24 protein-coding genes and 1 riboswitch are annotated in these 22,743 nt (G+C 68.8%); of the genes, 10 read left to right on the top strand and 14 right to left on the bottom strand.

Going from position 1 to position 22,743, the window contains the following annotated elements; all coding sequences use genetic code 11:
* From AB0F17_RS64085 to AB0F17_RS64065, 5 genes are all read right to left on the bottom strand, one after another.
* On the bottom strand, positions 1-260 hold a 260-nt coding region (locus AB0F17_RS64085), incomplete at its 3' end, for a TCP-1/cpn60 chaperonin family protein (RefSeq protein WP_358046701.1).
* A 309-nt stretch (positions 261-569) separates the two neighbouring features.
* Entirely contained in the window at positions 570-770 is a 201-nt protein-coding gene (locus tag AB0F17_RS64080; RefSeq protein WP_173525743.1) for a cold-shock protein, read from the bottom strand.
* A gap of 239 nt (positions 771-1,009) precedes the next feature.
* Positions 1,010-1,285, bottom strand: coding sequence for a MoaD/ThiS family protein (locus AB0F17_RS64075; protein ID WP_358046698.1), 276 nt, complete (start codon positions 1,283-1,285; stop codon positions 1,010-1,012).
* Positions 1,286-1,308: 23 nt separating this feature from the next.
* The gene (thrC, locus tag AB0F17_RS64070; protein ID WP_358046695.1) at positions 1,309-2,541 is read right to left on the bottom strand and encodes a threonine synthase; all 1,233 of its coding nucleotides are present in this window, start codon (positions 2,539-2,541) and stop codon (positions 1,309-1,311) included.
* A 13-nt stretch (positions 2,542-2,554) separates the two neighbouring features.
* Positions 2,555-2,695, bottom strand: a riboswitch (SAM riboswitch).
* Between the two features lie 79 nt (positions 2,696-2,774).
* Entirely contained in the window at positions 2,775-3,329 is a 555-nt protein-coding gene (locus AB0F17_RS64065) for an RNA polymerase sigma factor (RefSeq protein ID WP_358046692.1), read from the bottom strand.
* A gap of 31 nt (positions 3,330-3,360) precedes the next feature.
* Between AB0F17_RS64065 and AB0F17_RS64060 the strand changes: the two genes are divergently transcribed.
* Both AB0F17_RS64060 and AB0F17_RS64055 read left to right on the top strand, forming a co-directional pair.
* Positions 3,361-4,785 (top strand): trehalose-6-phosphate synthase, encoded by a 1,425-nt coding sequence (locus AB0F17_RS64060; protein ID WP_358046689.1) that lies wholly within the window; start codon positions 3,361-3,363, stop codon positions 4,783-4,785.
* Position 4,786: 1 nt separating this feature from the next.
* Positions 4,787-5,950 carry an MFS transporter gene (locus AB0F17_RS64055; RefSeq protein WP_358046686.1) on the top strand — a complete coding sequence of 388 codons (1,164 nt, stop codon included), beginning with the start codon at positions 4,787-4,789 and terminating at the stop codon, positions 5,948-5,950.
* On the opposite strand, the gene AB0F17_RS64050 is transcribed toward AB0F17_RS64055, so the two are convergent.
* From AB0F17_RS64050 to AB0F17_RS64040, 3 genes are read right to left on the bottom strand one after another with little or no spacing between them, the layout of a single operon-like run.
* Positions 5,928-6,509, bottom strand: a complete 582-nt coding sequence (locus AB0F17_RS64050; RefSeq protein WP_358046683.1) for a hypothetical protein — start codon at positions 6,507-6,509, stop codon at positions 5,928-5,930. The genes AB0F17_RS64055 and AB0F17_RS64050 overlap by 23 nt on opposite strands.
* Positions 6,510-6,560: 51 nt before the next feature.
* The gene (gene otsB, locus AB0F17_RS64045; protein WP_358046704.1) at positions 6,561-7,331 is read right to left on the bottom strand and encodes a trehalose-phosphatase; all 771 of its coding nucleotides are present in this window, start codon (positions 7,329-7,331) and stop codon (positions 6,561-6,563) included.
* 33 nt (positions 7,332-7,364) lie between these two features.
* Positions 7,365-7,667 (bottom strand): DUF3263 domain-containing protein, encoded by a 303-nt coding sequence (locus tag AB0F17_RS64040; protein ID WP_214644527.1) that lies wholly within the window; start codon positions 7,665-7,667, stop codon positions 7,365-7,367.
* A gap of 116 nt (positions 7,668-7,783) precedes the next feature.
* Here AB0F17_RS64040 and AB0F17_RS64035 point away from each other — a divergent pair, with 116 nt between their 5' ends.
* From AB0F17_RS64035 to AB0F17_RS64015, 5 genes are all read left to right on the top strand, one after another.
* Complete coding sequence (locus AB0F17_RS64035; protein WP_358046680.1) at positions 7,784-8,590, top strand: SAM-dependent chlorinase/fluorinase; 807 nt, start codon at positions 7,784-7,786, stop codon at positions 8,588-8,590.
* Positions 8,591-8,784: 194 nt separating this feature from the next.
* On the top strand, positions 8,785-9,570 hold the full coding sequence (locus AB0F17_RS64030) for a hypothetical protein (protein WP_358046677.1): 786 nt from the start codon (positions 8,785-8,787) through the stop codon (positions 9,568-9,570).
* Positions 9,567-10,925 (top strand): S8 family serine peptidase, encoded by a 1,359-nt coding sequence (locus tag AB0F17_RS64025; protein WP_358046675.1) that lies wholly within the window; start codon positions 9,567-9,569, stop codon positions 10,923-10,925. Before AB0F17_RS64030 ends, AB0F17_RS64025 begins: the two co-directional genes overlap by 4 nt.
* 26 nt (positions 10,926-10,951) lie before the next feature.
* Positions 10,952-11,356, top strand: a complete 405-nt coding sequence (locus AB0F17_RS64020) for a Zn-ribbon domain-containing OB-fold protein (RefSeq protein ID WP_358046672.1) — start codon at positions 10,952-10,954, stop codon at positions 11,354-11,356.
* A complete protein-coding gene (locus tag AB0F17_RS64015) occupies positions 11,332-12,537 on the top strand; it encodes a lipid-transfer protein (protein ID WP_358046669.1) in 1,206 nt (401 codons plus the stop codon). Before AB0F17_RS64020 ends, AB0F17_RS64015 begins: the two co-directional genes overlap by 25 nt.
* A gap of 93 nt (positions 12,538-12,630) precedes the next feature.
* Here the strand turns inward: AB0F17_RS64015 and AB0F17_RS64010 are convergent, their stop codons facing one another.
* The 5 genes from AB0F17_RS64010 to AB0F17_RS63990 form a co-directional block, all read right to left on the bottom strand.
* Positions 12,631-13,647: a dipeptide ABC transporter ATP-binding protein gene (locus AB0F17_RS64010; RefSeq protein ID WP_358046666.1), complete on the bottom strand. Its 1,017-nt coding sequence runs from the start codon at positions 13,645-13,647 to the stop codon at positions 12,631-12,633.
* Positions 13,631-14,668 carry an ABC transporter ATP-binding protein gene (locus AB0F17_RS64005; RefSeq protein ID WP_358046663.1) on the bottom strand — a complete coding sequence of 346 codons (1,038 nt, stop codon included), beginning with the start codon at positions 14,666-14,668 and terminating at the stop codon, positions 13,631-13,633. Before AB0F17_RS64005 ends, AB0F17_RS64010 begins: the two co-directional genes overlap by 17 nt.
* Positions 14,669-14,681: 13 nt before the next feature.
* Entirely contained in the window at positions 14,682-15,620 is a 939-nt protein-coding gene (locus tag AB0F17_RS64000; protein ID WP_358046661.1) for an ABC transporter permease, read from the bottom strand.
* A complete protein-coding gene (locus AB0F17_RS63995) occupies positions 15,613-16,557 on the bottom strand; it encodes an ABC transporter permease (protein ID WP_358046658.1) in 945 nt (314 codons plus the stop codon). The genes AB0F17_RS64000 and AB0F17_RS63995 overlap by 8 nt, the downstream gene beginning before the upstream one ends.
* A gap of 122 nt (positions 16,558-16,679) precedes the next feature.
* On the bottom strand, positions 16,680-18,317 hold the full coding sequence (locus tag AB0F17_RS63990; RefSeq protein WP_358046655.1) for an ABC transporter substrate-binding protein: 1,638 nt from the start codon (positions 18,315-18,317) through the stop codon (positions 16,680-16,682).
* A 484-nt stretch (positions 18,318-18,801) separates the two neighbouring features.
* Here AB0F17_RS63990 and AB0F17_RS63985 point away from each other — a divergent pair, with 484 nt between their 5' ends.
* The 3 genes from AB0F17_RS63985 to AB0F17_RS63975 all read left to right on the top strand — a co-directional run bounded on the left by AB0F17_RS63985 (position 18,802) and on the right by AB0F17_RS63975 (position 20,935).
* Positions 18,802-19,734 (top strand): ABC transporter permease, encoded by a 933-nt coding sequence (locus AB0F17_RS63985; RefSeq protein ID WP_358046652.1) that lies wholly within the window; start codon positions 18,802-18,804, stop codon positions 19,732-19,734.
* Positions 19,727-20,623 (top strand): ABC transporter ATP-binding protein, encoded by an 897-nt coding sequence (locus AB0F17_RS63980; RefSeq protein ID WP_358046649.1) that lies wholly within the window; start codon positions 19,727-19,729, stop codon positions 20,621-20,623. The genes AB0F17_RS63985 and AB0F17_RS63980 overlap by 8 nt, the downstream gene beginning before the upstream one ends.
* 156 nt (positions 20,624-20,779) lie before the next feature.
* Entirely contained in the window at positions 20,780-20,935 is a 156-nt protein-coding gene (locus AB0F17_RS63975; RefSeq protein WP_214644543.1) for a hypothetical protein, read from the top strand.
* A gap of 427 nt (positions 20,936-21,362) precedes the next feature.
* Here AB0F17_RS63975 and AB0F17_RS63970 read toward each other — a convergent pair whose 3' ends face one another.
* Positions 21,363-22,628, bottom strand: coding sequence for a hypothetical protein (locus tag AB0F17_RS63970; RefSeq protein WP_358046645.1), 1,266 nt, complete (start codon positions 22,626-22,628; stop codon positions 21,363-21,365).
* Positions 22,629-22,743: the final 115 nt, after the last annotated feature.

Raw genomic sequence — 22,743 nt, 5'->3', positions numbered from 1 at the left:
TCACCCGCGACGTCGTCCGTCTTCTTGGCGACTTCCTTGACCAGCTCGGCGCCGATCTTCTCCCACGGGTCTTCGAGTTCGATCTCCTTGGCGATGGACACGCCATCGTTGGTGATCGTGGGCGCGCCCCACTTCTTCTCCAGCACGACGTTGCGGCCCTTGGGGCCCAAGGTCACCTTGACGGCGTCGGCTAGCTGGTTCATGCCGCGCTCGAGACCGCGCCGGGCGTCCTCGTTAAACGCGATCATCTTGGCTGCCATAAGGCTAGACCTCCCAGATGCAGGGTGGCTTCAATGGACCGAGCCGACGCCCGCGACGGCATGGGCCTGCATCTCCGTGCGGCAGACCCCATCGTCCCGATCCAGTGCTGGCACTCTCGGACAGAGAGTGCCAACGAACTGTTTAGCACTCTACCCTGCCGAGTGCAAGCCGATGCACCCGCATGCCCAGGTCAGTCAGTACGGCGGGCCCGTCATGGACCCGCCGTAACCGAGTCGACGAAGGAGGAATGGCGGTTTCGCCCGGACTGCGGAGCCGTGCGACCTGCCGGTACTTACCAACTTCGTGATTCAGACCGCTCGGACGGCCTCCGCTTGGGGGCCCTTCTGGCCCTGGGTGATCTCGAACTCGACGCGCTGGCCTTGTTCGAGGGAGCGATAGCCGTCCATCATGATCGCTGAGTAATGGACGAATACATCTTTACCACCGTCTACCGCGATGAAGCCGTAGCCCTTGTCCGCGTTGAACCACTTGACGGTGCCCTGCGCCACTTCCGACTCCTCTTACTGGGCTCATAGATCCCGCCCATTCCAACGCGAGACCCTCAATCGCCCGACTTATGGAGATATCACCAGGCGATCGCCCTCGACCATACCTGTGGCACAGCGTTTGGCAACAGAGTCAATCTACAAATTACGCATTTCATCCGCGAGTGAGTAGTTCAACATTGAATTGTCGGAAAAAGCAGAAGGCGCCCCAGATAGGAGCGCCTTCTGACGTGAGCGGGTGGTCACCCTCCGGCGACCGCCGGGATGATGGAGATCTGCGTGCCTTCGGGGGCTACCGTGTCAAGACCATCGGCAAAACGGACATCCTCTTCGCCAACGTAAACGTTGACAAAACGACGAATCTTGCCCGATTCATCAAGAATTCTCGCGCCGATCCCCGGGTAGTCCGAGTCGAGCTTCGCCAGCACGTCACGGAGAGTCGCACCCTCCCCACTCACTTCCGCGGTACCCCCGGTGTAGGTGCGCAGAATGGTGGGAATCCGCACAGAAACGCTCATGATTAACTCGCCTTTCCTGGTTGTCAGACAGCCGCGCGGAACGCGTCGAGAGAGGGCCGGATCACTGCCGTGGGCTTGGCGTCGTCGGCGATGGCGTCGAGCGTCTTGAGCCCGTCGCCGGTGTTGAGCACCACGGTCTCCGCCTCCGGGTCGAGCTGCCCGGTCTCGACGAGCTTCTTCAGCACTCCCACGGTGACGCCGCCGGCCGTCTCGGCGAAGATGCCCTCGGTAGAGGCCAGCAGCTTGATGGCGGCGACGATCTCGGGGTCCGTGACGTCCTCCACCGCCCCGCCGGTGCGGCGGGCGATGTCGAGCACGTACGGGCCGTCGGCGGGGTTGCCGATGGCCAGCGACTTGGCGATGGTGTCGGGCTTGACCGGCTGGACCACGTCGAGGCCGGCCTTGTAGGCGGTCGACACGGGCGAGCAGCCTTTGGCCTGCGCGGCGAAGATCTTGTAGGGCCGGTCCTCGACCAGGCCGAGCGTGACCAGCTCCTTGAAGCCCTTGTCGATCTTCGTGAGCTGCGAGCCGGAGGCCACCGGGATGATGATCTGCTCGGGCAGCCGCCAGCCGAGCTGCTCGGCGATCTCGTAGGCGAGCGTCTTGGAGCCCTCGGCGTAGTAGGGCCGCAGGTTGACGTTGACGAAGCCCCACTTGTCGCCCAGCGGGTCGCCGATGAGCTCGGAGCAGAACCGGTTGACCTCGTCGTAGGAGCCGTCGATGGCGACCAGCTTGCCGCCGAACACCCGGGCCATGGCGATCTTGGCCTGCTCCAGCCCGGCGGGGATGAACACGCAGGCGTCGAGCCCGGCCCTGGCGGCGGCGGCCGTGACGGCGCCCGCGAGGTTGCCGGTGGACGAGCACGACAGGGTGTGGAAACCGAAGTTACGGGCCGCCTCGACGGCGATGGCCACCACCCGGTCCTTGAAGGAGTGGGTGGGGTTGCCGGAGTCGTCCTTGACGTACAGGGACTTGATGCCCAGCGCCCGGCCGAGGTTGCCGGCCTTGACGAGCTTGGTCCAGCCGGGGTTCATGTTCGGCTTGGTGGCGACGTCCACCGGGACGGGGAGGAGCGAACGGTAGCGCCAGATGTTGGCGGGACCGGACTCGATGTCCTTCCGGGTGATGTCACCGAAGGAGTAGGCCGCTTCCAGCGGCCCGAAACACTCCAGACAGGCGAAGTTGGGGCCGAGGTCGTAGCGGGTGCCGCACTCGCGGCAGGAGAGGGCTACGGCGGGTCCGAAATCGAGCGACATGAAGCGAGGCCTTCCCTCATCTTCGCCTGCGGCCACCTTGACCGCAGACCGGAATTGGCACCTGTCCCGGTCGGCCTCGCCAGGTCGCGAGTCTGAATCCGGGAGGGTTGCCGGGGCTTCGCAGGGCCGGTCCCTCCACCCCTCTGGATGAGCAATATTCAGTTGTTTGCTCTGACTGTACCTGGCCAGGCCCGTCGAGCGACCGTCCGTCTCACCAAGCGAGACGTACGGTCTCAGCGGTAATCGTCGCCCAGCACGCCCTGAACATACTTGCGCGCCTGGTGGATGCGCGACTTGGCGGTGCCGAGCGGGATGCCGAGCTGCTCGGCGACCTGGTTGTAGTCGAGCTGCACGATGTCACGCAGCACCAGCGCCTGGGCCAGGTCGGGCTTGTCGGCCTCCAGCGCCTCCATCGCGTCGAGCAGGTCGAGCCGCGACCCGGCGATCACGCTGACCCGCCGCGCGTCGGGCTTCTGCATGGGCAGCTCGTCGGAGGTCTGCTCGGCCGAGCGGCGCTTCAGCGTGCGGTATGTCGTACGCGCGCAGTTGGCCGTCACGATGTGCAGCCAGGTGCTGAACCTGGCCCGCCCCTCGAAGCGCCCGATGTTGCGCGCGACGGCGAGCAGGGTGTCCTGTGATGCCTCTTCGGCATCCTGGTGATAGGGGAGGATTCGGGCGCAGTGCCGCATCACGTCCGGCTCGATCCGCTTCAGGAGCTCACCGAGTGCGCGATGATCTCCGGCAGCGGCGGAGCGGGCCAGTTCCTCGGTTAGCTCATCAAGCGCCATAGCTGGGATCCTATGGTCGGAGGGAACTTTAATGAACAGCGTTCTTGTCGCCTCTAACAGAGGACCCGTCTCGTTCACCGTCTCCGACGACGGTGTGCTGACCATGAAGCGCGGTGGTGGCGGGCTGGTGTCCGGGCTCTCCGGGGTCATGAAGGGCGACGGCGCGCTGTGGATCTGCGCCGCCCTGTCCGACGGCGACCGGGGCGCCGTACGCCAGGCGCCCGGCGGCCGGCTCGACCAGGCCGGCTACGACACGGGCGCGCTGCGGATGCTCGACATCCCGCCGGCCACCTTCCACCGCGCCTACAACGCCGTGGCCAACTCCACCCTGTGGTTCGTCAACCACCTGCTCTACGACATCCCCAACGCGCCGCTGTTCGGCACCAAATTCCAGCGGGAGTGGGAGTCCTACCGCGACTACAACGGCGCGTTCGCGCTGGCTCTGGCCGAGGAGGCCGGGCACGAGGCCCGCGTGATGGTCCAGGACTACCACCTCACGCTGACCCCGGCGATGCTCCGCGCCGAGCGGCCCGACCTGCGCATCGCGCACTTCAGCCACACGCCGTGGGCGCCGCCCGAATACTTCTCGCTGCTGCCCGACGAGGTCGCCCGCGAGGTCCTGGAGGGCATCCTGGGCGCCGACCACGCCGGGTTCCTCACCGAACGCTGGGCGGGCGCGTTCATGGACTGCTGCCGCGCCCTGCTGGGCGCCGAGGTGGACCTGACCGGCCGTACGGTCACGCACGAGGGCAGGACCACCCACATCGGCGTGCACGGCCTCGGGGTTGACGGCGCGGCGCTGTGGGAGCGAGCCCACGAGCCCGACGTCGAGTCCAACATGGCCGCGCTCAGGGAGCAGGTCGGCGACCGCCGGCTGATCGTCCGCATCGACCGCACCGAGCTGTCCAAGAACATCGTCCGCGGGCTGGTGGCCTACCGGGAGTTCCTGCTCGCGCATCCGGAGTGGCACGGCCGGGTGGTGCACCTGGCGTTCGCCTATCCCAGCCGGCACGACCTGCCCGAATACCGCGAATACACTGCCTCGGTGCAGCGCTGCGCCCAGGAGATCGAGGACGAGTTCGGCACCGAGGACTGGGAGCCGCTGATACTCAACGTCAACGACGACTACCCGCGCTCGCTGGCCGCCTACCGGCTGGCCGACGTGCTGCTGGTCAACCCGATCCGCGACGGCATGAACCTGGTGGCCAAGGAGGGCCCGATCCTGTCGCCGCGGGCCACGCTGGTGCTGTCGCGCGAGGCGGGCGCGGCGGCCGAGCTGGGCGCGCACGCGCTCATGGTCAACCCCTACGACGTGACCGGCACCGCCATCGCGCTGCACGACGCGCTGGTCATGCCCGAGGAGGAGCGCATGCGCCGCCGCGACCTGCTGGAGGCCGCGGCCACCGCGCTCCCGCCGCAGAAGTGGTTCGCCGCCCAGCTGGACGCGCTGGCCTAGGATGTCGTCGATCTCAGAGCGCGTCCGCCTGGCCAGGGACCGGCCGACCTGGCTGATCTACCTGCAGCTCGGCACGTTCGCCACGTTCATCTACGGCCTGAGCGGCGCCCTGCCGCTCCTGCGCCTCGACCAGCGGACCTCCGGCACGGTCGCCGGCCTGCACGGCACCGCGATGGCCGTGGGCACGATCCTCGCCGGGCTCTCCCTCACGTTCCTCACCAGGCGCTACGGCAGGCGGGTCACCACCTGGGTCGGCCTCGCCGGGATGAACGCGGGCGTACTCCTGGTCGTCCTCACCTCCGCGCTGCCCCTGACGCTGCTCGGCTACGGCGTGGCCGGCGGCTTCGGCTCGATCGCCCTCTACACCGCCATGGCCGCGCTCACCGAGCACCACGGACCGGCGGGCCCGGCCGCGATCAGCGAGGCGAACGCCGTCGGCGTCGTTGTGGGCATGGCGGCGACGTTCCTGCTCAGCACGATCGCGCAGACCGCGCTCGGCTGGCGGGCCGCCCTGCTCCTCACCCCGGCGCTCACCGCGCTGCTGGCCCTGACGATGGGACGGGTCTGGACCCGGAGCACGACCGTGGCGGCCCCGTCCACCGGCGAGCGGCCCGCGCGGCCCGGGTGGCGCTTCCATGTGGCGGGCGGCGTGCTGTTCTGCTGCGTGGCGCTGGAGTTCACGTTCAACCTGTGGGCCGCCGAGCTGTTCGCGACGCGCACCGGCCTGAGCGCGGCCGCCGCGGCCACCGGGTTGACCGCGTTCCTCGCCGGGCTGGGCGCGGGCCGGTTCGGCGGCGCGTACCTGGCCTTACGTCTGCCGCCCGCGCGGCTCTTCCTGGGCGCGCTGGCGATCACCGCGGCGGGCTGGCTGCTCTTCTGGCTGAGCACCCTGCCCGTCCTGTCCTACGCCGGTCTCGCGCTCAGCGGGGTCGGCGCCTCCCTGCACTTCCCGCTCGCGCTGACCGGGCTCATCACGCACGCCGGAGACCGGCCGGACCGGGCCGGCGCGGCCGCCCCGATCTGGGCCGGGTCCGCGATGGCCGTCGGTCCGCTCGCACTCGGCGCGCTCGCCGACGGCTTCGGCACCTGGAACGCGTTCCTGCTGGTCCCCGTCCTCATCGGCCTGGCCGCCGGCGGGGTGCTCATCGCCAGGCCGCGTCCTTGAGTACGCCGGGCAGGCCAGGAGTGTTCCATGAGTCGACGACGAGCACGCCGGTCTTGGGCAGGTACCACTCCCGCTGGACGAAATGGGCCCGCACCTTGCCCGTCCCGGAGACGCAGGTGCCCTTCCACGCGCGGTAGTACGCCTTGTGGCCCGGCCCGACCTGGCGCAGCCCCTTCGCCGCCGCGCCGTGGAGCACCTGGCCCCACTTGTGGTTGACCGGGCAGGGCTCCACATCGGTCGCCGAGTAGAAGGGCCCGTCGGGCGTGTACGGGTTGAGCTCGTGCCCCACCTTGACGGCCGCGGGCCCGAGCACCCAGAAGCCATCACATTCCGGAGTGAAGTACGCCCCCTTGGGCTTGGCGCACTTGCCGGTGACGACATGGAGCCAGTCGCCCTTTCCGTACACCTTCCATGAGCTCGGCAGGGACAGCGTCAGCCCGTTGCGCAGCTTGAGCGGATGACCGGCGGCACTCACGGCGCTCGCGGAGGCGGGGGCGGCCGCCACGAGGAGGGCGGCGGCCACGGCGAGACCCGCCACGGCAAGGTTTCTCTTCGACATTTCGCGAATGTACCGACACGCGCTTGCAGACAGATTGGGAGCGGCTAGAAGTCAGGACCGGCTGAGGGCCGAAGCCAGCTCCCGCAGCAGGGCCACCACGCCGTCGGGGCCGTCCACCACGATGTCGGCCCGCTCGGCCAGCGCGGTCACCTCGGCCGAGCCGCTGCACACGGTCACGCCCGGCAGCCCCGAGTTCTCGACCGCGTCGAAGGCCGCCAGGTCGCCGAGATCGTCGCCGACGAACATGACCGACCGGGCAGCCCGTTCGGTCAGGAACAGGCCGAGCGCGTGCCCCTTGTCCATGCCCGGCGGCCGCAGTTCGAGCACCAGCCGGCCGGGCTCGACGACCAGCCCGTGCCGGTCCGCCAGCGCGGCCAGCGGCTCGCGCAGGGCCGCCAGCGCGCCCTCGGGGTCGGGGCTGCGCCTGGTGTGCACGGCGACCGCCCGGCCCTTGTCCTCGATCGTCGCGCCCTTCACGCCGAGCGAGCCGAGCAGCAGTTGCAGCTCCGCCTCGGCCTGGAGCACGCCGTGCGGGGGCGGCGGCGCCGAGATCCGGCCGTCCTCCCAGCGCTCGAACCCGTAATGCCCCAGTATCACCAGGCCGGGCACATCGGCCAGGCCGGGCCCGAGCTCCAGAGCCGTGACCACCGGTCTGCCGGTCACGATCGCCACCGCCCCGACATGTCTGCCGAGTTCGGTGAGGACGGCGGGCGCTTCCGGATGGATCCTGGCGGAGGCGGGATCGGCCACGATCGGCGAAAGGGTGCCGTCGAAGTCGAGCCCGATCACGGCTCCCGCCGGATCCTTCATGATCGCTTCCATGTTGTTCTTCACGCGCCTGCCTTACCCAGCAGGTCAGGGGCGCATGCCAAGCCGCCGGGCGGCGCGGTCGCGCTGGCGAGTGGAACGCAGCCGGCGCAACCGCTTGACCAGCATGGGATCCTGCTGGAGCGCCTCCGGCCGGTCGATCAGTTCGCCGAGGAGTTGGTAGTAGCGGGTGGCCGAAAACCCGAAGGTCTCCTTGATGGCCTGCTCCTTCGCACCCGCGTAACGCCACCAGTGGCGCTCGAAGGCGAGGAGCTCGAGATCGCGTTCGGAGAGGGGCTGTCGGGACGGTTCCTGGGCAGCACTGTCACCGCTGACCGGTGCAGTGTCCATGGTGTCCTCCTCGGAGGGCGCGCGACGATCACATCGTGGGCACGCGGGCCCGTGCCAATCGTAATGTGCGGAGTGCGGGTGTTCACGGCGGATTGAGAGACGTACAGTCACCAAATGTGACCTCAGTCATCACACTTCTCACTGACTACGGGCTCGAAGATGGCTATGTGGCGGCCTGTCACGGAGTGATAGCCGCGATCGCCCCCGAGGCCCGGGTGATCGACGTGTGCCACCTGATCCCGTCAGGCGATGTACGGCGCGGCGCCGCGATACTCTCCCAGACCATCCCATATCTCCCGAAAGGCGTACACATCGGGGCAGTAGACCCCGGCGCGGGCGGAGCCAGGCGGGCGGTCGCCGTGGAGGCGGGCGGGCGGGTGTTCATCGGCCCCGACAACGGGCTCCTGTCGTGGGCCATGCACGCCTGCGGCGGGGCGGAGGCGGCCTACGAGATCAGCAACCCCGAGCACTTCCTGCACCCCGTCTCGCCGACCTTCCACGGGCGGGACGTGTTCGCACCGGTCGCCGGGCGGCTGTGCCTCGGGCTCAAACCGGCCGACCTGGGACCCGAGGTTCCGCTCTCGCGGCTGATCTCGCTGCCGGAGCCGACCTCGCAACTGCGCGAAGGCTCCGTCGAGGGCGAGGTGGTCTCGGTCGACCGCTACGGCAACACCCAACTGTCGATCGCCGCGGGCGACCTCGCCGCGCTGGGCGTGCGGATCGGCGACACGATCGGGGTCTGGCTGGGGCGCAGGCAACTGGCCCTGCCGTACCGGGAGACGTTCGCGGCCGTGCCGCCGGGCGAACTGGTGGCCTTCGCCGACTCGGCGGGGCTGATCGCGATAGCGGTGAACTCGGGTGACGCGGCCCAGCGCCTCGGCCTGCCACCCGGCGCCCATGTCCGGCTTTCACCCTCCCCTTAAGACGAAAGCCATCAAAGGGAAATTACACCGCGTATCGGTCTGTTTACTGAAGCGTCAGATTGAACCGGCGATCACATGTCAGAATGCACGGGCATCGGGCTACCCCTCCCCTGCCCGCGAGGTGCACGTTGTTCCCTTTTTCTGTTGCGCTGCTCTCTTTACTGTTCGCGGCCCTGCCGTCGGCGGAGCCACCCGTGCCGGAGCGCTGGCACGCGTGGCCGGTGGCCAGGGTGTTCCCGGGCTCGGTACCCGGCACCAGCCCCTCCGGGGCCCGCGTGACCTATGTCCTGGCCGGCGTCGCCCCGGAGGCACCCTGCCGGGTGGCCTTCCAGCCTGGGGTCCTGCGGCTGCTGCGGGGGTGCGTGACGGCGTTACGCGCCACGTACACGGACAGCACGCAGACGTTCGTGGCGACGGTCGGCATAGCGGTCCTGACCACCCCAGCCGCCCACCTGCCCGCGGAACCCCCCGGGGGCGATCCGCCCAGCGCGCCACCGGAGACCGGCGGCGGCCGCCTGTCCGACAGGTCCTCGAACACCGGCAGCGACCGTCCGCCCAGTGAACCGTCACACACCGACACCGGCTGCCTGCCTGGCGGGCCGTCAGAGACGGGCACCGGGACCGCGCGCTTGCCGGGCCGGGGGCCGGAGACCGGCACGGGGCCTCTGCCGGAGACCGGCGCCAGGCGCTTACCGGAGCTGGCGGCGACTGCCGGTGCGCCGGTTGACCGGTCTGGGACCGTCGTGGGACGGCCGCCGACCGTGCGGCCCGTGGCGTTTCCCGACGGGCCGGCCGAGCGGTTCGGCGAGTCGCAGTACGTCACCGGCGCGCTGATCTCGTCGAACGACGCCTACGTCGTGGCGACGGCCGCCGGATACGCGGACGGCCGGCCGTACAAGCCGGGCGACCTCGCCGCCAGACGCCTCGGAGACACCGCCCGCCGACTGGCCACGGTCCTGCACCGAAGCCTGACCAGATGACCGGGCCACTGGCAGCGAGGCTACCGCTGGCCGGGTCGCTGCTGGCCGGTTTCCTGGTGGCCGGGCCGCTCTCGGCGGGGCTGTTGGTGGCCGGGGCGGGGCCGTCCTCCTCGGACGACGTCGGCTCGGTGGCGCGGGCCGCCCAGTGGCAGCTCGCCACGCTGCGCCTTCCGGAGGCGTGGCGGCTGAGCAGGGGCGACGGCGTTCTGGTAGCCGTGCTCGACACCGGCGTGAACGCCCGCCACCCCGACCTGACCGGCGCCGTGATCACCGGCCCCGACCTGACCGGCGACGCCGGAGAGCCGGTCATGTGGGGCCACCACGGCACCGCCATGGCCAGCCTCATCGCCGGTCACGGCCACCACGCCTCGACAACGGGCGGCACCGCACAGAACGGCCACAGTGCCTCGGCAACCCGCGACTCAGCACAGAGCGGCGCCTTGGCAACAGGCGATGCCGCGCAGAGCGGCGCCTTCGCGGCGGGCAGCCTCGTGCGGAGCGGTTCGGCAGCAGGCGCCCCGGCGGACAGCGGCGTGATCGGGATCGCGCCCGCCGCCCGTGTGCTGTCCATCAGGGTCACGCTGGAGAACGGCGACCCGCTCCGCGAGAAGCAGCGCGCCGGCGGCCGCGACGCCCTGGCCAGAGGCATCCGCTACGCGGTCGACCACGGCGCCGACGTGATCAGCATGTCCCTCGGCGGCGGCAGCGGCGCTTGGGAAGGCTCGGCGGCCGAGGAGGAGGCCGTCCAGTACGCGATCAGCCGCGGCGCCGTGCTCGTGGCCTCGTCCGGCAACGACGGCGACACCACGAACAGGAAGAACTTCCCCGCCGCCTACCCCGGCGTGATCGCGGTGGGCGCGGTCGACCAGGCGCTGGAGGTGGCGGCGTTCTCCAACCGGCAGGACTACCTCTCGGTGGTCGCGCCGGGGACGGGCATCGTGACCGCCGACGGCGCCGACTCGTACGTGGTGGGCGACGGGACGAGCTCGGCCGCCGCCATGGTGGCGGGCATCGCCGCGCTGATCAAGGCGGCCCACCCCGATCTGTCGCCGTACCACGTACGGACGGCCATCGAGCTGGGCACCAGGCGGCGGCCCGCCGACGGCTACAGTCGCGCGTCCGGGCACGGGGTGGCCAACGCGCTGCTCGCCCTGCGCGCGGCCGACCGCCTGGCGAGTCCCGCCACCACGTCGGCCGCGGGCGGCGTGGGCAGCGGCGGTTACTTCGGCGATGGCCCGGTTTCCCCGCCGCCGTCGTCGCGGCTGCCGGTGGTGCTCGGCATGGTGCTGCTGACGGCGGCCATGTCGGCCCGGGTGCTCGTACGGCACCGGTGGCGCGGGAGGGATGCAACCTAGCAAGCGCTTGTGTGATACTCCTGCCTATGAGCCTTGCGATCGACGGCTGGTTCGCCATAGAAGAGGACGGCACCCACCTGATCGGCACCCGGTGCGCGGCGTGCGGCACGGTCTGCTTCCCGCCGCAGCGCGGGTTCTGCCGCAACCCGCACTGCGACGGGGAGTCCATGGAGGAGACCAGGCTGCCGAGGCGCGGGCGGGTCTGGTCGTACACGAGCGCCTCCTACCCGCCGCCCGAGCCGTTCGTGGCCGCCGAGCCGTACACGCCCGTGACGCTGGCGGCGGTGGAGCTGGCCGGCGCGGGCATCGTGGTGCTGGGGCAGGTCAAGAACCTCACGGTGGACGAGCTGGAGGTCGGCATGGAGGTCGAGCTCACCCACGGCCCGCTGGCCGACGGACCGCTGGTATGGATGTGGGGTCGCGCATCGTGAGCGTCGTGGTGCTGGGCACGGGCATGCATCCGTGGGGCAAGCAGGGCAGGCCGTTCGCGGAGTACGGCGTGGCGGCGGCCAGGGAGGCGCTGCGTGACGCCGGGATCGCCTGGACCGACGTCCAGTTCCTGGTGGGCGCCGACACGATCAGGAACGGCTATCCGGGGTTCGTCGCCGGAGCCACGTACGCGCAGGCCCTCGGCTGGTCCGGCGCCCGCATCGCGTCGTGCTACGCGGCGTGCGCGTCGGGGGCGCAGGCGATCGACATCGCGCGGACCCGGATCATGGCGGGGCTCTGCGACGTGGCGCTGGTGGTGGGCGCGGACGCCACGCCCAAGGGCTTCTTCAAGCCGGTCGGCGGCGATCGCCCGGATGATCCGGACTGGCTGCGGTTCCGGCTGCTCGGTGCCACCAATCCCGCATATTTCGGGCTTTACGCGCGGAGGCGGATGGCCCTGTACGGCGAGACGGCCGAGGACTTCGCCGCTGTCAAGGTCAAGAACTCCCTGGCCGGTTCGCTGAACCCGATGGCCCGCTACCGCAAGGCCGTCACGGCCGAGGAGGTTCTGGCCTCGCCCATGGTGGCCGACCCGCTGCGGCTCATGGACATCTGCGCGAACTCGGACGGCGGCGCCGCGCTCGTCCTGGCCTCGCCGGCGTACGCCCGCGGACTGGGCGTGGCGGACCCGGTGCGCATCGCCGCCGTGTCGACGGTGACGCCCACGTTCCCCAACACGGTTCTGGAGCTGCCGAACTTCGCGACCGACTCGTCCGCCGCCGTACCCCCTCCGGAACGTCCCTTCAGGGCCGCCATCGCGCACGCCGCCTACGAGGAGGCGGGCATCGGGCCCGGTGACGTGTCGTTCGCGGAGGTGTACGACCTGTCCACGGCCCTCGAACTGGACTGGATCGAGGACGTGGGCCTCTGCGCCCCCGGCGAGGCCGGCAAGCTGCTGCGGGCGGGCGACACCGCGCTCGGCGGGCGCGTGCCGGTGAACCCGTCGGGCGGGCTCGCCTCGTTCGGCGAGGCCATCCCCGCCCAGGCCATCGCCCAGGTCTGCGAGCTGACCCGGCAGTTGCGCGGCCGGGCGGGCGAGCGCCAGGTGGAGGGCGCCAGGGTCGGCCTGGCCGCCAACCAGGGCCTGTTCGGCCACGGCTCGGCCGTCATAGCAACCCGCTGACCCAGCCATGCACCCACGACCCGCCGTACGCCGGCGACCGCACGCGAAAAGGCCCTCCGCGGAAAGCTCCCGCGGAGGGCCTGGCGCCGGTGGTCAGCCGACGTGGACCACGTCGTGCGTCTCGGCGAAGTGGCAGGCGCTCTCGTGCGCCGTCCCCGGCCTGATCTGCAACAACGGCTCCTCCTCCGCGCAGATCTCCTGCGCCTTCCAGCAGCGGGTGCGGAAGCGGCAGCCCGACGGCGGGTTGGCGGGCGACGGCGGGTCGCCCTGCAGGATGATCCGCTCGCGCTGCTCGCGGCCCTCAGGGTCGGGGACCGGCACGGCCGACAGCAGCGCCTGCGTGTACGGGTGAGCGGGCTTGTCGTAGATCTCGGTGTCCTTGCCGAGTTCGACCATCTTGCCGAGGTACATCACCGCGACCCGGTCGGAGATGTGGCGCACCACCGACAGGTCGTGGGCGATGAAGATGTACGCCAGGTCGAGCTCGTTCTGCAGCCGCTCCAGCAGGTTGATGACCTGGGCCTGGATCGACACGTCGAGCGCGGAGACCGGCTCGTCGCAGACGATGATCTCCGGCTGGAGCGCCAGCCCTCGGGCGATGCCGATGCGCTGGCGCTGCCCGCCGGAGAACTGGTGCGGGTAGCGGTTGATGTGGTCGGGGTTGAGGCCCACGACCTCCAGCAGCTCCTGCACCTTTCGGCGGCGCTCGCCCTTGGGGGCGACCTCGGTGTGGATGTCGAACGGCTCACCGATGATGTCGCCGACCGTCTTGCGGGGATTCAGGGAGGTGTACGGATCCTGCATCACCATCTGGATGTTGCGCCGCATCCGCTTGAGCTCGCCGCCGGTGGCCTTGCCGATGTCCCGGCCGTTGATCTCCACCGAGCCCGAGGTCGGCCGCTCCAGCGCCATCAGCACCTTGGCCAGCGTGGACTTGCCGCAGCCCGACTCGCCCACGATGCCCAGCGTCTCGCCCCTGTTGAGGCTGAACGAGACGCCGTCGACCGCCTTGATCGCGCCGATCTGCTTCTTGAACAAGATGCCCTGGGTCAGCGGGAAGTGCTTGACCAGGTCACGGACCTCGAGAATGCGCTCACCCTTGGTCGCCATCGAGGACCTCCCTCCAGTAGTGACACGCGCTGCTGCGTGTGCCGCTGATCTCGTAGAGCGGGGGGTTGTCCGTCACGCAGTTGTCCTGGCGATACGGGCACCGCGGGTGGAAGGCGCAGCCGGTCGGCATGTCGAGCAGGTTGGGCGGCAGGCCCTTGATCGCGTACAGCTCCTGGCCCTTGAGGTCGACCCGGGGGATCGACTCCAGCAGCCCCTTGGTGTAGGGGTGGGCCGGGGTCTTGTAGATGTCGTGAACGGGGGCGTTCTCCACGATCCGCCCGCCGTACATGACCGCGATCTTGTCGGCGACGTCGGCGACGACGCCGAGGTCGTGCGTGATGAGGATCATGCCCATGTTGCTCTCACGCTGGAGCTCGGCGAGCAGCTCCATGATCTGGGCCTGGACGGTCACGTCGAGCGCGGTGGTCGGCTCGTCCGCGATCAGCACCTCGGGGTCCAGCGCGATCGACATGGCGATCATGATGCGCTGCCGCATGCCCCCGGAGAACTGGTGCGGATAGTCGTTGACGCGCTGCCTGGCGGCCGGGATGCGAACCTTGTCCATGAGCTCGATCGCCTTGTTGACGGCGTCGCGCTTGGACATGCCACGGTGCACCCGGAACATCTCGCTGATCTGCCAGCCCACGGTGAACACCGGGTTGAGCGCGGACAGCGCGTCCTGGAACACCATCGCGATCCGCTGGCCCCGCACCTGGGTGCGTGCCTCTTCCGAGAGCTTCAGCAGGTCGGTGCCGCGGAAGCGGATCTCACCCTTGGGGATGCGGGCCGGCGGCATGTCCAGAATGCCCATGATCGCCTGAGCGGTCACGGACTTGCCGGAACCCGACTCCCCCAGCACGGCGAGAGTCTCACCGGGGCTGAGCGAGTAGCTCACCCCGTTGACCGCACGCACGATGCCCGCGCGGGTGGCGAACTCCACGTGCAGATCTTCCACGGCGAGCAGCGGCTCGTTGCCCAGCCCTCCCTCGGCGGGCAACACGTCCGTTGATGCCTTTCTCACTTGAACCCCCTTCCTACCTGAGCTTCGGGTCGAGAGCGTCGCGTACGGCGTCGCCCAGCATGATGAACGCGAGCACCGTGATGCTCAGGAACACCGCCGGGAAGACCAGCGGCAGCGGCGCCTCCAGGAACCGGTTGCGGGCGTCGGCGATCATCAGGCCCCAGGAGATGTCCGGGGACTGAACCCCGACTCCCAGGAACGACAGCGCCGCCTCGGCCGAGATGAACACACCGAGGTTGATCGTCGAGACGACGATCACCGGGGCGATCGCGTTCGGCAGCAGGTGCCGGAACATGACCCGGCTCTGGCTGGCGCCCAGCGCCCGGGCCGCGACCACGAAGTCCTGGTTCCTGGCGGTGATGACGGCGGCCCGCATGATGCGGAACGTCATCGGCCAGGCCAGCACGGCCAGCGCGATGACCACGATCCAGATGCCCAGGTCCGCGCTCCGGAACGTGGCGGTGATGAGCAGCGCGCCGAGGATCCACGGAATCGCGAAGAAGACCTCCGTGATGCGGGACGAGAGCGTGTCGATGGCTCCGCCGCGGGCGCCCGCGACGAGGCCGAGCAGACCGCCGACGACCGCCGTGATGATGGTGGTGCTGACGCCGATCACGATCGAGTTGCGCGCACCGTAGATCGCCCTGGCGTAGACGTCGCAGCCGAGGCTGTCGCGACCGAAGATGTGGCCCGCGCTCGGCCCCTGCCTGGCCGTGGCCAGCTCGCAGGTCTTGGCGTCGAAGGGGTTGACCGAGGTGAACAGCGACGGCCAGAGCGACATGACCAGCAGGATCGCGATGAGGACGACCGAAAGGATGAACATCGGCCGACGTCGCAGGTCATAGAAGGCGTCGCCCCAGAGGCTCGCCGGCTTCGCCTCCTTCTTGAGCTTGCCCGGAGGGGATGGCGCAGTGACGGTCTGCACAGGTCCGGCCTGTGGGTCGTTACTCATAGCGAATCCTCGGATCGAGCACGGCGTACAACAGGTCCACGACCAGGTTCGCCACGATGTAGACCAGCACCAGAATTGTCACGATACCTACGACGATAGGTTGCTCTCGTAGATATACGCCTTGGTAGATCTGGAGGCCGATACCCGGGATGTTGAAGATCGTCTCGGTGATCACCGCACCACCCATGAGCGAGCCGAGGTCGGCGCCCAGGAAGGTGACCAAGGGGATCAGCGCGTTACGCAACCCGTGCCGGCCGATGACTCTTCGTCTGGAAAGCCCCTTCGCGGTCGCTGTTCGGATGTAGTCGGATCTCAGTGTCTCCACCAGGCTCGTTCTGGTGAGCCGGGTGAGATAGGCGATCGACGTACCCGCCAGCACGAATCCTGGGAGCAGGTACGATCTCAGCCCCGCGCTGATGCCCGCGATCGGGAAGATCTCGGTGCCCACGGCCTGCTTCAGCCAGACGCCCAGCCACAGCTGCAGCACGAAGCCGGTCACCAGCGGCGGGACGGAGATGAGCAGCAGCGTCGCGGCCAGGATCATGGTGTCGATCGCCTGGCCTCGGCGCAGCGCCGCCCACAGGCCGAGCAGGACGCCGATGACCGCTTCCATGACGAGGGCGACGAGCGCCAGGTTCAACGTGACCTGGAACTTCCCCGCCATCAACTGGGTGATGGGCACACCGGCAAAGGTTTTGCCGAAATCTCCCCGGAGGAAGATCCCACTGATGTAGTACCAGTACTGGAGCAACAACGGATCGTTGAGGTGGTACTGGTCGCGCAAGATCATGACGATGTTGGGGTCTTGCCTCTTCTCGCCGGCAAGCGCCGCGATGGGATCGCCAGGGAGCGCGAAGACGATGGCGAAGATGAAGAGGGTGGCGCCCAGCAGGACTGGTATCGCCTGGATAAGGCGCCTAATAACGTAACGGCCCATTCAAGCCTCCCGTACATGCCAAGAAGGCAGTCGCCGGGACCTGGGGTTCACGGCCCCAATGACTGCCTTCATGGCGGGCTATCGAGAGGTGGGCGGCTAAGCGCCCACCCCCGCGAACAGCGTCAGGCCTTCTCGACGTCGGCCCACTCAACCTGGTTGAGCAGGTTGATCTTGACGTTCTTGACCTTGGTCGAGTATCCCGAGTTGTTACGGTAGAAGTACACAGGGATGTACGGAAGGTCCTTGATGAGGATGTCGTCCGCCTGCTGGTAGAACTTCAGCCCCTCCGCCGGAGTCGGCGCCTGGTCGCCCTTGGCGGCCGTGTCGTCGAACTCCTTGTTGGAGTAGCCGGCGTAGTTGGAGCCGGTCTTGATGGCGCCGGTCGAGAAGATCGGCGTCAGGTAGTTCTCGGCGGACGGGTAGTCGATCGCCCAGCCCATCCGGAACATACCCTTGTACTTCTTGGCGTCCAGGTCGTCGAGGATGTTCGCGAACTTCTCGAACGGCTTGACCGTCACCTCGACGCTGAGATTGGCGCGGAGGTTGTTGGCAACGGCCTCGATCCACTCCTTGTGCCCACCATCGGCGTTGTAGCCGAGCTCCAGCTTCGCCGGGCCCTTGGCCGTGGCGTACTGCTCCTTGGCCTTGGTGGGGTTGTACTGGCAGGCCTGGCAGGCGCCCTGGCGGTAACCGTCGATGGCCGGGTTGATGAAGTCGTCGGCCGGCGAACGGGTGCCGCTGAAGACCGTCTCGGCGATGGTCTTCCGGTCGATGGCCATCGAGATGGCCTCACGAACCTTGACGTCCTTGTACTCGTCGCTGTACTTCAGCGGGAAGCCGATGTACCCGACGCCGGCGTCCGGCTGGTCCTGGTAGCGGTCACCGAGCGCCGTCTTGGCACTGGAGATCGCCGAGGCGGGCAGCGAGTCGTGGATGTCGACGTTGTCGGCCTGCAGGTCGTTGTAGGCCGTCTCAGAGCTGTTGTAGAGCTTGAACTGCAGCTTGGTCCAGCCGGTCGGCTTCTTGGCCGGGTACTTGTCGTAGACCGACAGGTCGATGGCCTGATCGGTACCCTTCTTGTAGGGCTTGTCCAGCTTGAACAGGCCCTGACCGATCGGCTTCTCGCCGTACTCCGCCGTCACCTTGCCGTCGGCGCCGAAGGCGGTCTTGGGCAGCGGGTAGAACGCGGTGTAGCCCAGCATGGTCTTGAACTGGGAGAACGGCGCGGTGAGCGTGACCTGCAGCGTCGAGTTGTCGACCGCCTTGAGGCCCTTCATCTCCTTGGTGGCGACCTGCTTGCCCTCGCCGGGGTTGAGGTCGGCGTAACCCTCGACGCGGCCGAAGAAGTAACCGGCGCCCTGGGCGTTGTCCTGGTTGGCCGCGTAGTTCCACGCGTCGACGTAGTTCTGCGCCTCGACCGGCGTGCCGTCCTGCCACGTGTAAGGCTTGAGTTTGATCGTCCACACCTTGTTGTCGGTGCTCTCGATCGACTCTGCCGCCGCCAGGACGACCTGCTTGTTCTCGTCATAGTTGACGAGCGGCTCGAACACCGCGGCGAGGACTTCAGCGCCCTCCGACTCCGTGGTGTTCGACGGGACCAGCAGGTTCTGCGGCTCGCCCAGTTCCATGCGGACCGGAGTGTCGCCGGCTCCGCCCGACGCGGGGTTGCCGGTCGTGGCTCCGCCGCCGCCACACGCGGCGACCGCGAGGGCTAGCAGCGCGGTACCGGCGACGATCTGTGCGCCCTTAGTAACACGCATGGTAAAAAGATTCCTCCCTCAAACAGGTGGGCGTAAGCGCTGAGCTGCGATGATCGTGAGCAGCCTGACGGGGGTGCCTTGTCGTCCCCCGGGTTTGGCTGACCTGGTCAAACCAGCCGACGCCCTGCCAGTCGATCGCGACTATCCCTTACTACTTGCCACCAGCGAGTCTCTGGTGCGTTGCAGTTCGGTCACACGTGCGCTTATCCAACGTCACAGTCATTTCTCGCAGAGAGCATCAAAGCCACAAAGGAAACCCTAAAGCGGACACCGTAGGACGTGAACAGTTGATGAAAAATACCCCCTTGACGCCACTGGTCACGCCCTAACCGCCATCCCGCGTGTCGCTGAGTCACGGTTGAACAACTCTTGACATGCCCTCGGACCAGCCTTGGAACCGGGCAGCGCAGGACACCGTCCAACAGTCTGTCGCGAACCGTCGCGGCAGACACCTCACCGAGCCGGATCCAATAGAGTCCTTGCCATGAGCCAGCCGGAATCCGCTGTAGCGGACGCCCAGGCGGGCGGCCGAAGCGGGGAGCCGCTGGCCAAGCTCGCCGCGCGATACGGACTTCGTCGTGCCATCGCACGGCCGAGGTTTCCTGTCTACGTACGCCAGCTTTGGGAGCGGCGACACTTCATCCTGACGTACGCGACCTCGCGCAACGTCTCGAAGTACTCCAGCTCGGCTCTGGGCCAGCTGTGGCAGGTACTGACCCCGCTGCTGAACGCCGGCATCTACTTCCTGATGTTCGGCTTGATCCTCGGGGGCAACAAGAACATCGACAACTACCCGGCCTTCCTGCTGACCGGGATTTTCGTCTTCACCTACACGCAGCGGACGGTGGCCGCCGGCGCCAAGTCGATCTCGGGCAACCTCTCGCTGATCCGGGCGCTCCACTTCCCCAGGGCCTCCCTCCCGCTGGCCTACACGATCCAGGAGCTCCAGCAGCTCGCCATCTCCATGGGCGTGCTCCTGGTGCTCGTGGCGGCCACCGGCGAGTGGCCGACCTGGTTCTGGTTGATGATCCCGGTCGTGCTGCTGCTACAGACGCTGTTCAACATCGGCGCCGGCCTGGTGATCGCCCGGCTCGGCTCCTCGATGCGCGATCTCAACCAGCTGCTGCCGTTCATCACCCGCACCTGGCTCTACGCCTCGGGTGTCTTCTTCTCGATCCAGGACAAGGTGGTCAACTCCGCGCATTTGCCCCAGTGGGTGGCCAATGTGATGTATCTCAATCCCGCGGCCTCGTACATCGAGTGGATGCGCGACATCCTCATCAAGACCTACCATCCCGAGAACGGGCACAACCCCCCGCCGATGGTGTTGGTGTCATGCGTATTCTGGGCAGTGTTCGCACTCGGCTTCGGCTTTTGGTACTTCTGGCGGGCTGAGGAGAGGTACGGGCGTGGCTGAACTGACCAAGGAGCTGTCACAGGTGAAGGGCCAGGAGCCCGCCGTCCCCGACGAGGCCGTTCCCGAGAAGAACGTGCCCAACAAGGACGTCAGGGTGCACCCCAATCCGGCCCCCGCCGGCAAGCGGCCTCTGGACGTCCCCACGGGCACGCCCACGGTCATCGTCGACGACCTCCACATCGTCTACCGGGTCTACGGCGCGGCCAGCGACAACGAGAAGGGCAACGCGGTCAACGCCTTCACGCGCTTGCTCAAGCGCCAGGGCCGCCCGGAGATGAAGGAGGTGCACGCCGTCAAGGGCGTGTCCTTCGTCTCCTACCACGGCGACGCGATCGGCGTCGTCGGCCGCAACGGCTCGGGCAAGTCCACGCTGCTGCGCGCCATCGCCGGCCTCCTGCCGCCGCACGCGGGTGCCGTCTACACCGACGGCCAGCCGTCGCTGCTCGGCGTCAACGCGGCGCTCATGCGCGAGCTCACGGGCGAGCGCAACATCGTGCTCGGCTGCTACGCCATGGGCATGACCCCGAGCGAGGTCAGGGAGAAATACCAGGAGATCGTCGACTTCTCCGGCATCGATGAGTTCGTCCAGCTACCGATGTCCACCTACTCCTCCGGCATGGGCGCCCGGCTGCGCTTCGCCATCTCCTCGGCCAAGACCCACGACGTGCTCCTGATCGACGAGGCCCTGGCCACCGGCGACCGCGAGTTCCGCCGCAAGAGCGAGGAACGCATCAGGCAGATCCGCGAGTCGGCCGGCACGGTCTTCCTCGTCGCTCACGACCTCAAGGTCATCGAGGAGACCTGCAACCGGGTCATCTGGCTGCACAAGGGCAAGATCAAGATGGACGGCGACCCGAAGGAAGTCCTCGCCGCCTACAACAAGGGCTGATCTCCCCACCGCACTCCGCGGACGCCACGTTCAGGCGTTCGCGGATCTGTCATGCCCGGGCGACTCGCGGGGCAAATGACTGACAGCGTGGCCGGTGTTCCGATATCATTCGAACGTTGTTTCGATACGAGGATGCCGATGGAGCGGGAGCGTGCGATGGGAGAGCTTGCGGCCGCGATCGACCACCTGGCCGTCGAGGACGTGGCAGACGTTCCCTGGGCCCAACTGACCGAGCAACTCGTCGACCTTCACTGGCAGATGGCCAGACTGCAGGCCCAGATCGCCCGCCGCACCGGCGTACGCCTGCCGTAGACACGAGAATGCCGCCGGCCCCGGAGATCCGGGGCCGGCGGCGGGTGCGACTCACGCTGCGCCTCAGCCCTGCAGTGCGGCGCGGTGCACGAGCGCGACCCATGCCAGGGCGTGTCCGCCCGGGCCGGTCATGAGACCACCCGCTCTCGCGGGCGGCTCGCGACCTGTGCGCGGCGGCCGTAGCGAGTACCCGGCACCATTGGGGGCTCGCCGACCGGCCACGCCGGTTCTGCGGCGGTGCGTCCCGCACCTGGGGACGCACCACCCTCGATCATGCGCCTCGCCGGACGCGACGCCTCGTCGCCGCCGCGGCCCGTTCCCGAGCACCGGCACCTTGAAGCCCGCGAACCTCCGCCACGGCCCGAGCGGCCGGCATCCGGAAGGCACCACGATCAGTCGTGGGAGAAGTAGTCCGAGACCTCGCCCGTCATCGCGCGGCGGTCGAGATCATCGCGTCCCTACGGCCCACAGCGGCCTTCGCCCCCGCAGCCGGGACCATCGCGTCCCTGCGGCTCACAGCGGCCTTCGCCCCCGTGGCCGGGAGCACCGCGTCCCTGCGGCTCACAGTGGCCTTCGCCCCAGCAGTCGGCACCATCGCGTCCCTGCGGCTCACAGCGGCCCTCGCCCCCGTGGCCGGGAGCACCGCGTCGCCCGCCCTCTTGGCAGCGACCACCGCATCGCTGTGGCTCATGGCAGCCCCCGCCTCAGTGGCCGGGAGCACCTTGTCGCTGTGGCCCGCAGCGGCCTTGGCCCCGGCGGTCGAGACCGCGCGGGACGCGTCCTCGACGAGCGGGGCGATCTCGTCGATGGACGCGACCGGACGCGACGCACGGGGCACCCGGCCCGTGACCCGCGTCGCCCCCGTACGCCCCTCGACCGGACGCGTGGCAGCGGGCACCCCGCCGGTAACCCGCGTCGACCCTGTACGCCTCTCAACCGGACGCGAGGCGGCGGGCCCCCGGCCCGTGATCCGCGCCTTGTCCGTACGGCTCTCGACGGGAGCCGACGCGCGGGGCGACTGACCCGTCGACCCCGTACGCCCTTCGACCGGACGCGAGGCAGCGGGCCCCCAGCCCGTAACCCGCCCCTTGTCCGCCTGCCAACCCGTGCCCCGCGCCTCGTCCGCGTGGCTCTCGGCGGGCCGCGACGTGCGGGGCACCCGGCCCGTTGCCCGTGTCGACCCCGTACGCCCTTCGACCGGACGCGACGCAGCGGGCACCCCGTCCGTGACCCGCGCCTTGCCCGTACGGCCGTCCGTGACCCGCGCCCTGCCCGTACGATCGTCCGCGATCCACGTCTTGCCCGTACTTTCGTCCGTGATCCGCACCGTGCCCGTACGGTCACCCGTGACCCGCACCATGCCGGTACGGTCGCCCGTGACCCGCGCCTTGCCCGTACGGTCGCCCGAGCGCACGCTTGGCGGGGGGTTCAAGCGGCTTCCGACGTATTCGACGTTGGGCCGCTGCTCGGGGCTGACCCGGCTGGCCGAGCCCGGAGCTCCGAGCTGCCCACCCAGCAGGAGACCCTGGCCGACGCCGCCGAACAGACCGCTCAGACCACGGATCGGATCCCCGCCCCCCGGCAGGGTCCCGACCGCGGAATCGCGGGCCTCGGCTTGGGCCGCCGGCCCGACCGGCACCGCGGCCAGTCCGAATACGGCGACGGCTACCGCCAGTTTGATTACAGGTTTCATATTTGCCTTCCCGGCTCGTGATCGATCGCTCTCGAATACAACGGAGATGCGTATCGATAACCCCCGAATGCCGCGGCGTACACGCTATGGGCACCACACGAAGCGCGCCGTCCCG

Source organism: Nonomuraea sp. NPDC026600, from assembly GCF_040638335.1.
Classification (GTDB): domain Bacteria; phylum Actinomycetota; class Actinomycetes; order Streptosporangiales; family Streptosporangiaceae; genus Nonomuraea.
This window is presented reverse-complemented; position numbering and strand designations above follow the sequence as displayed.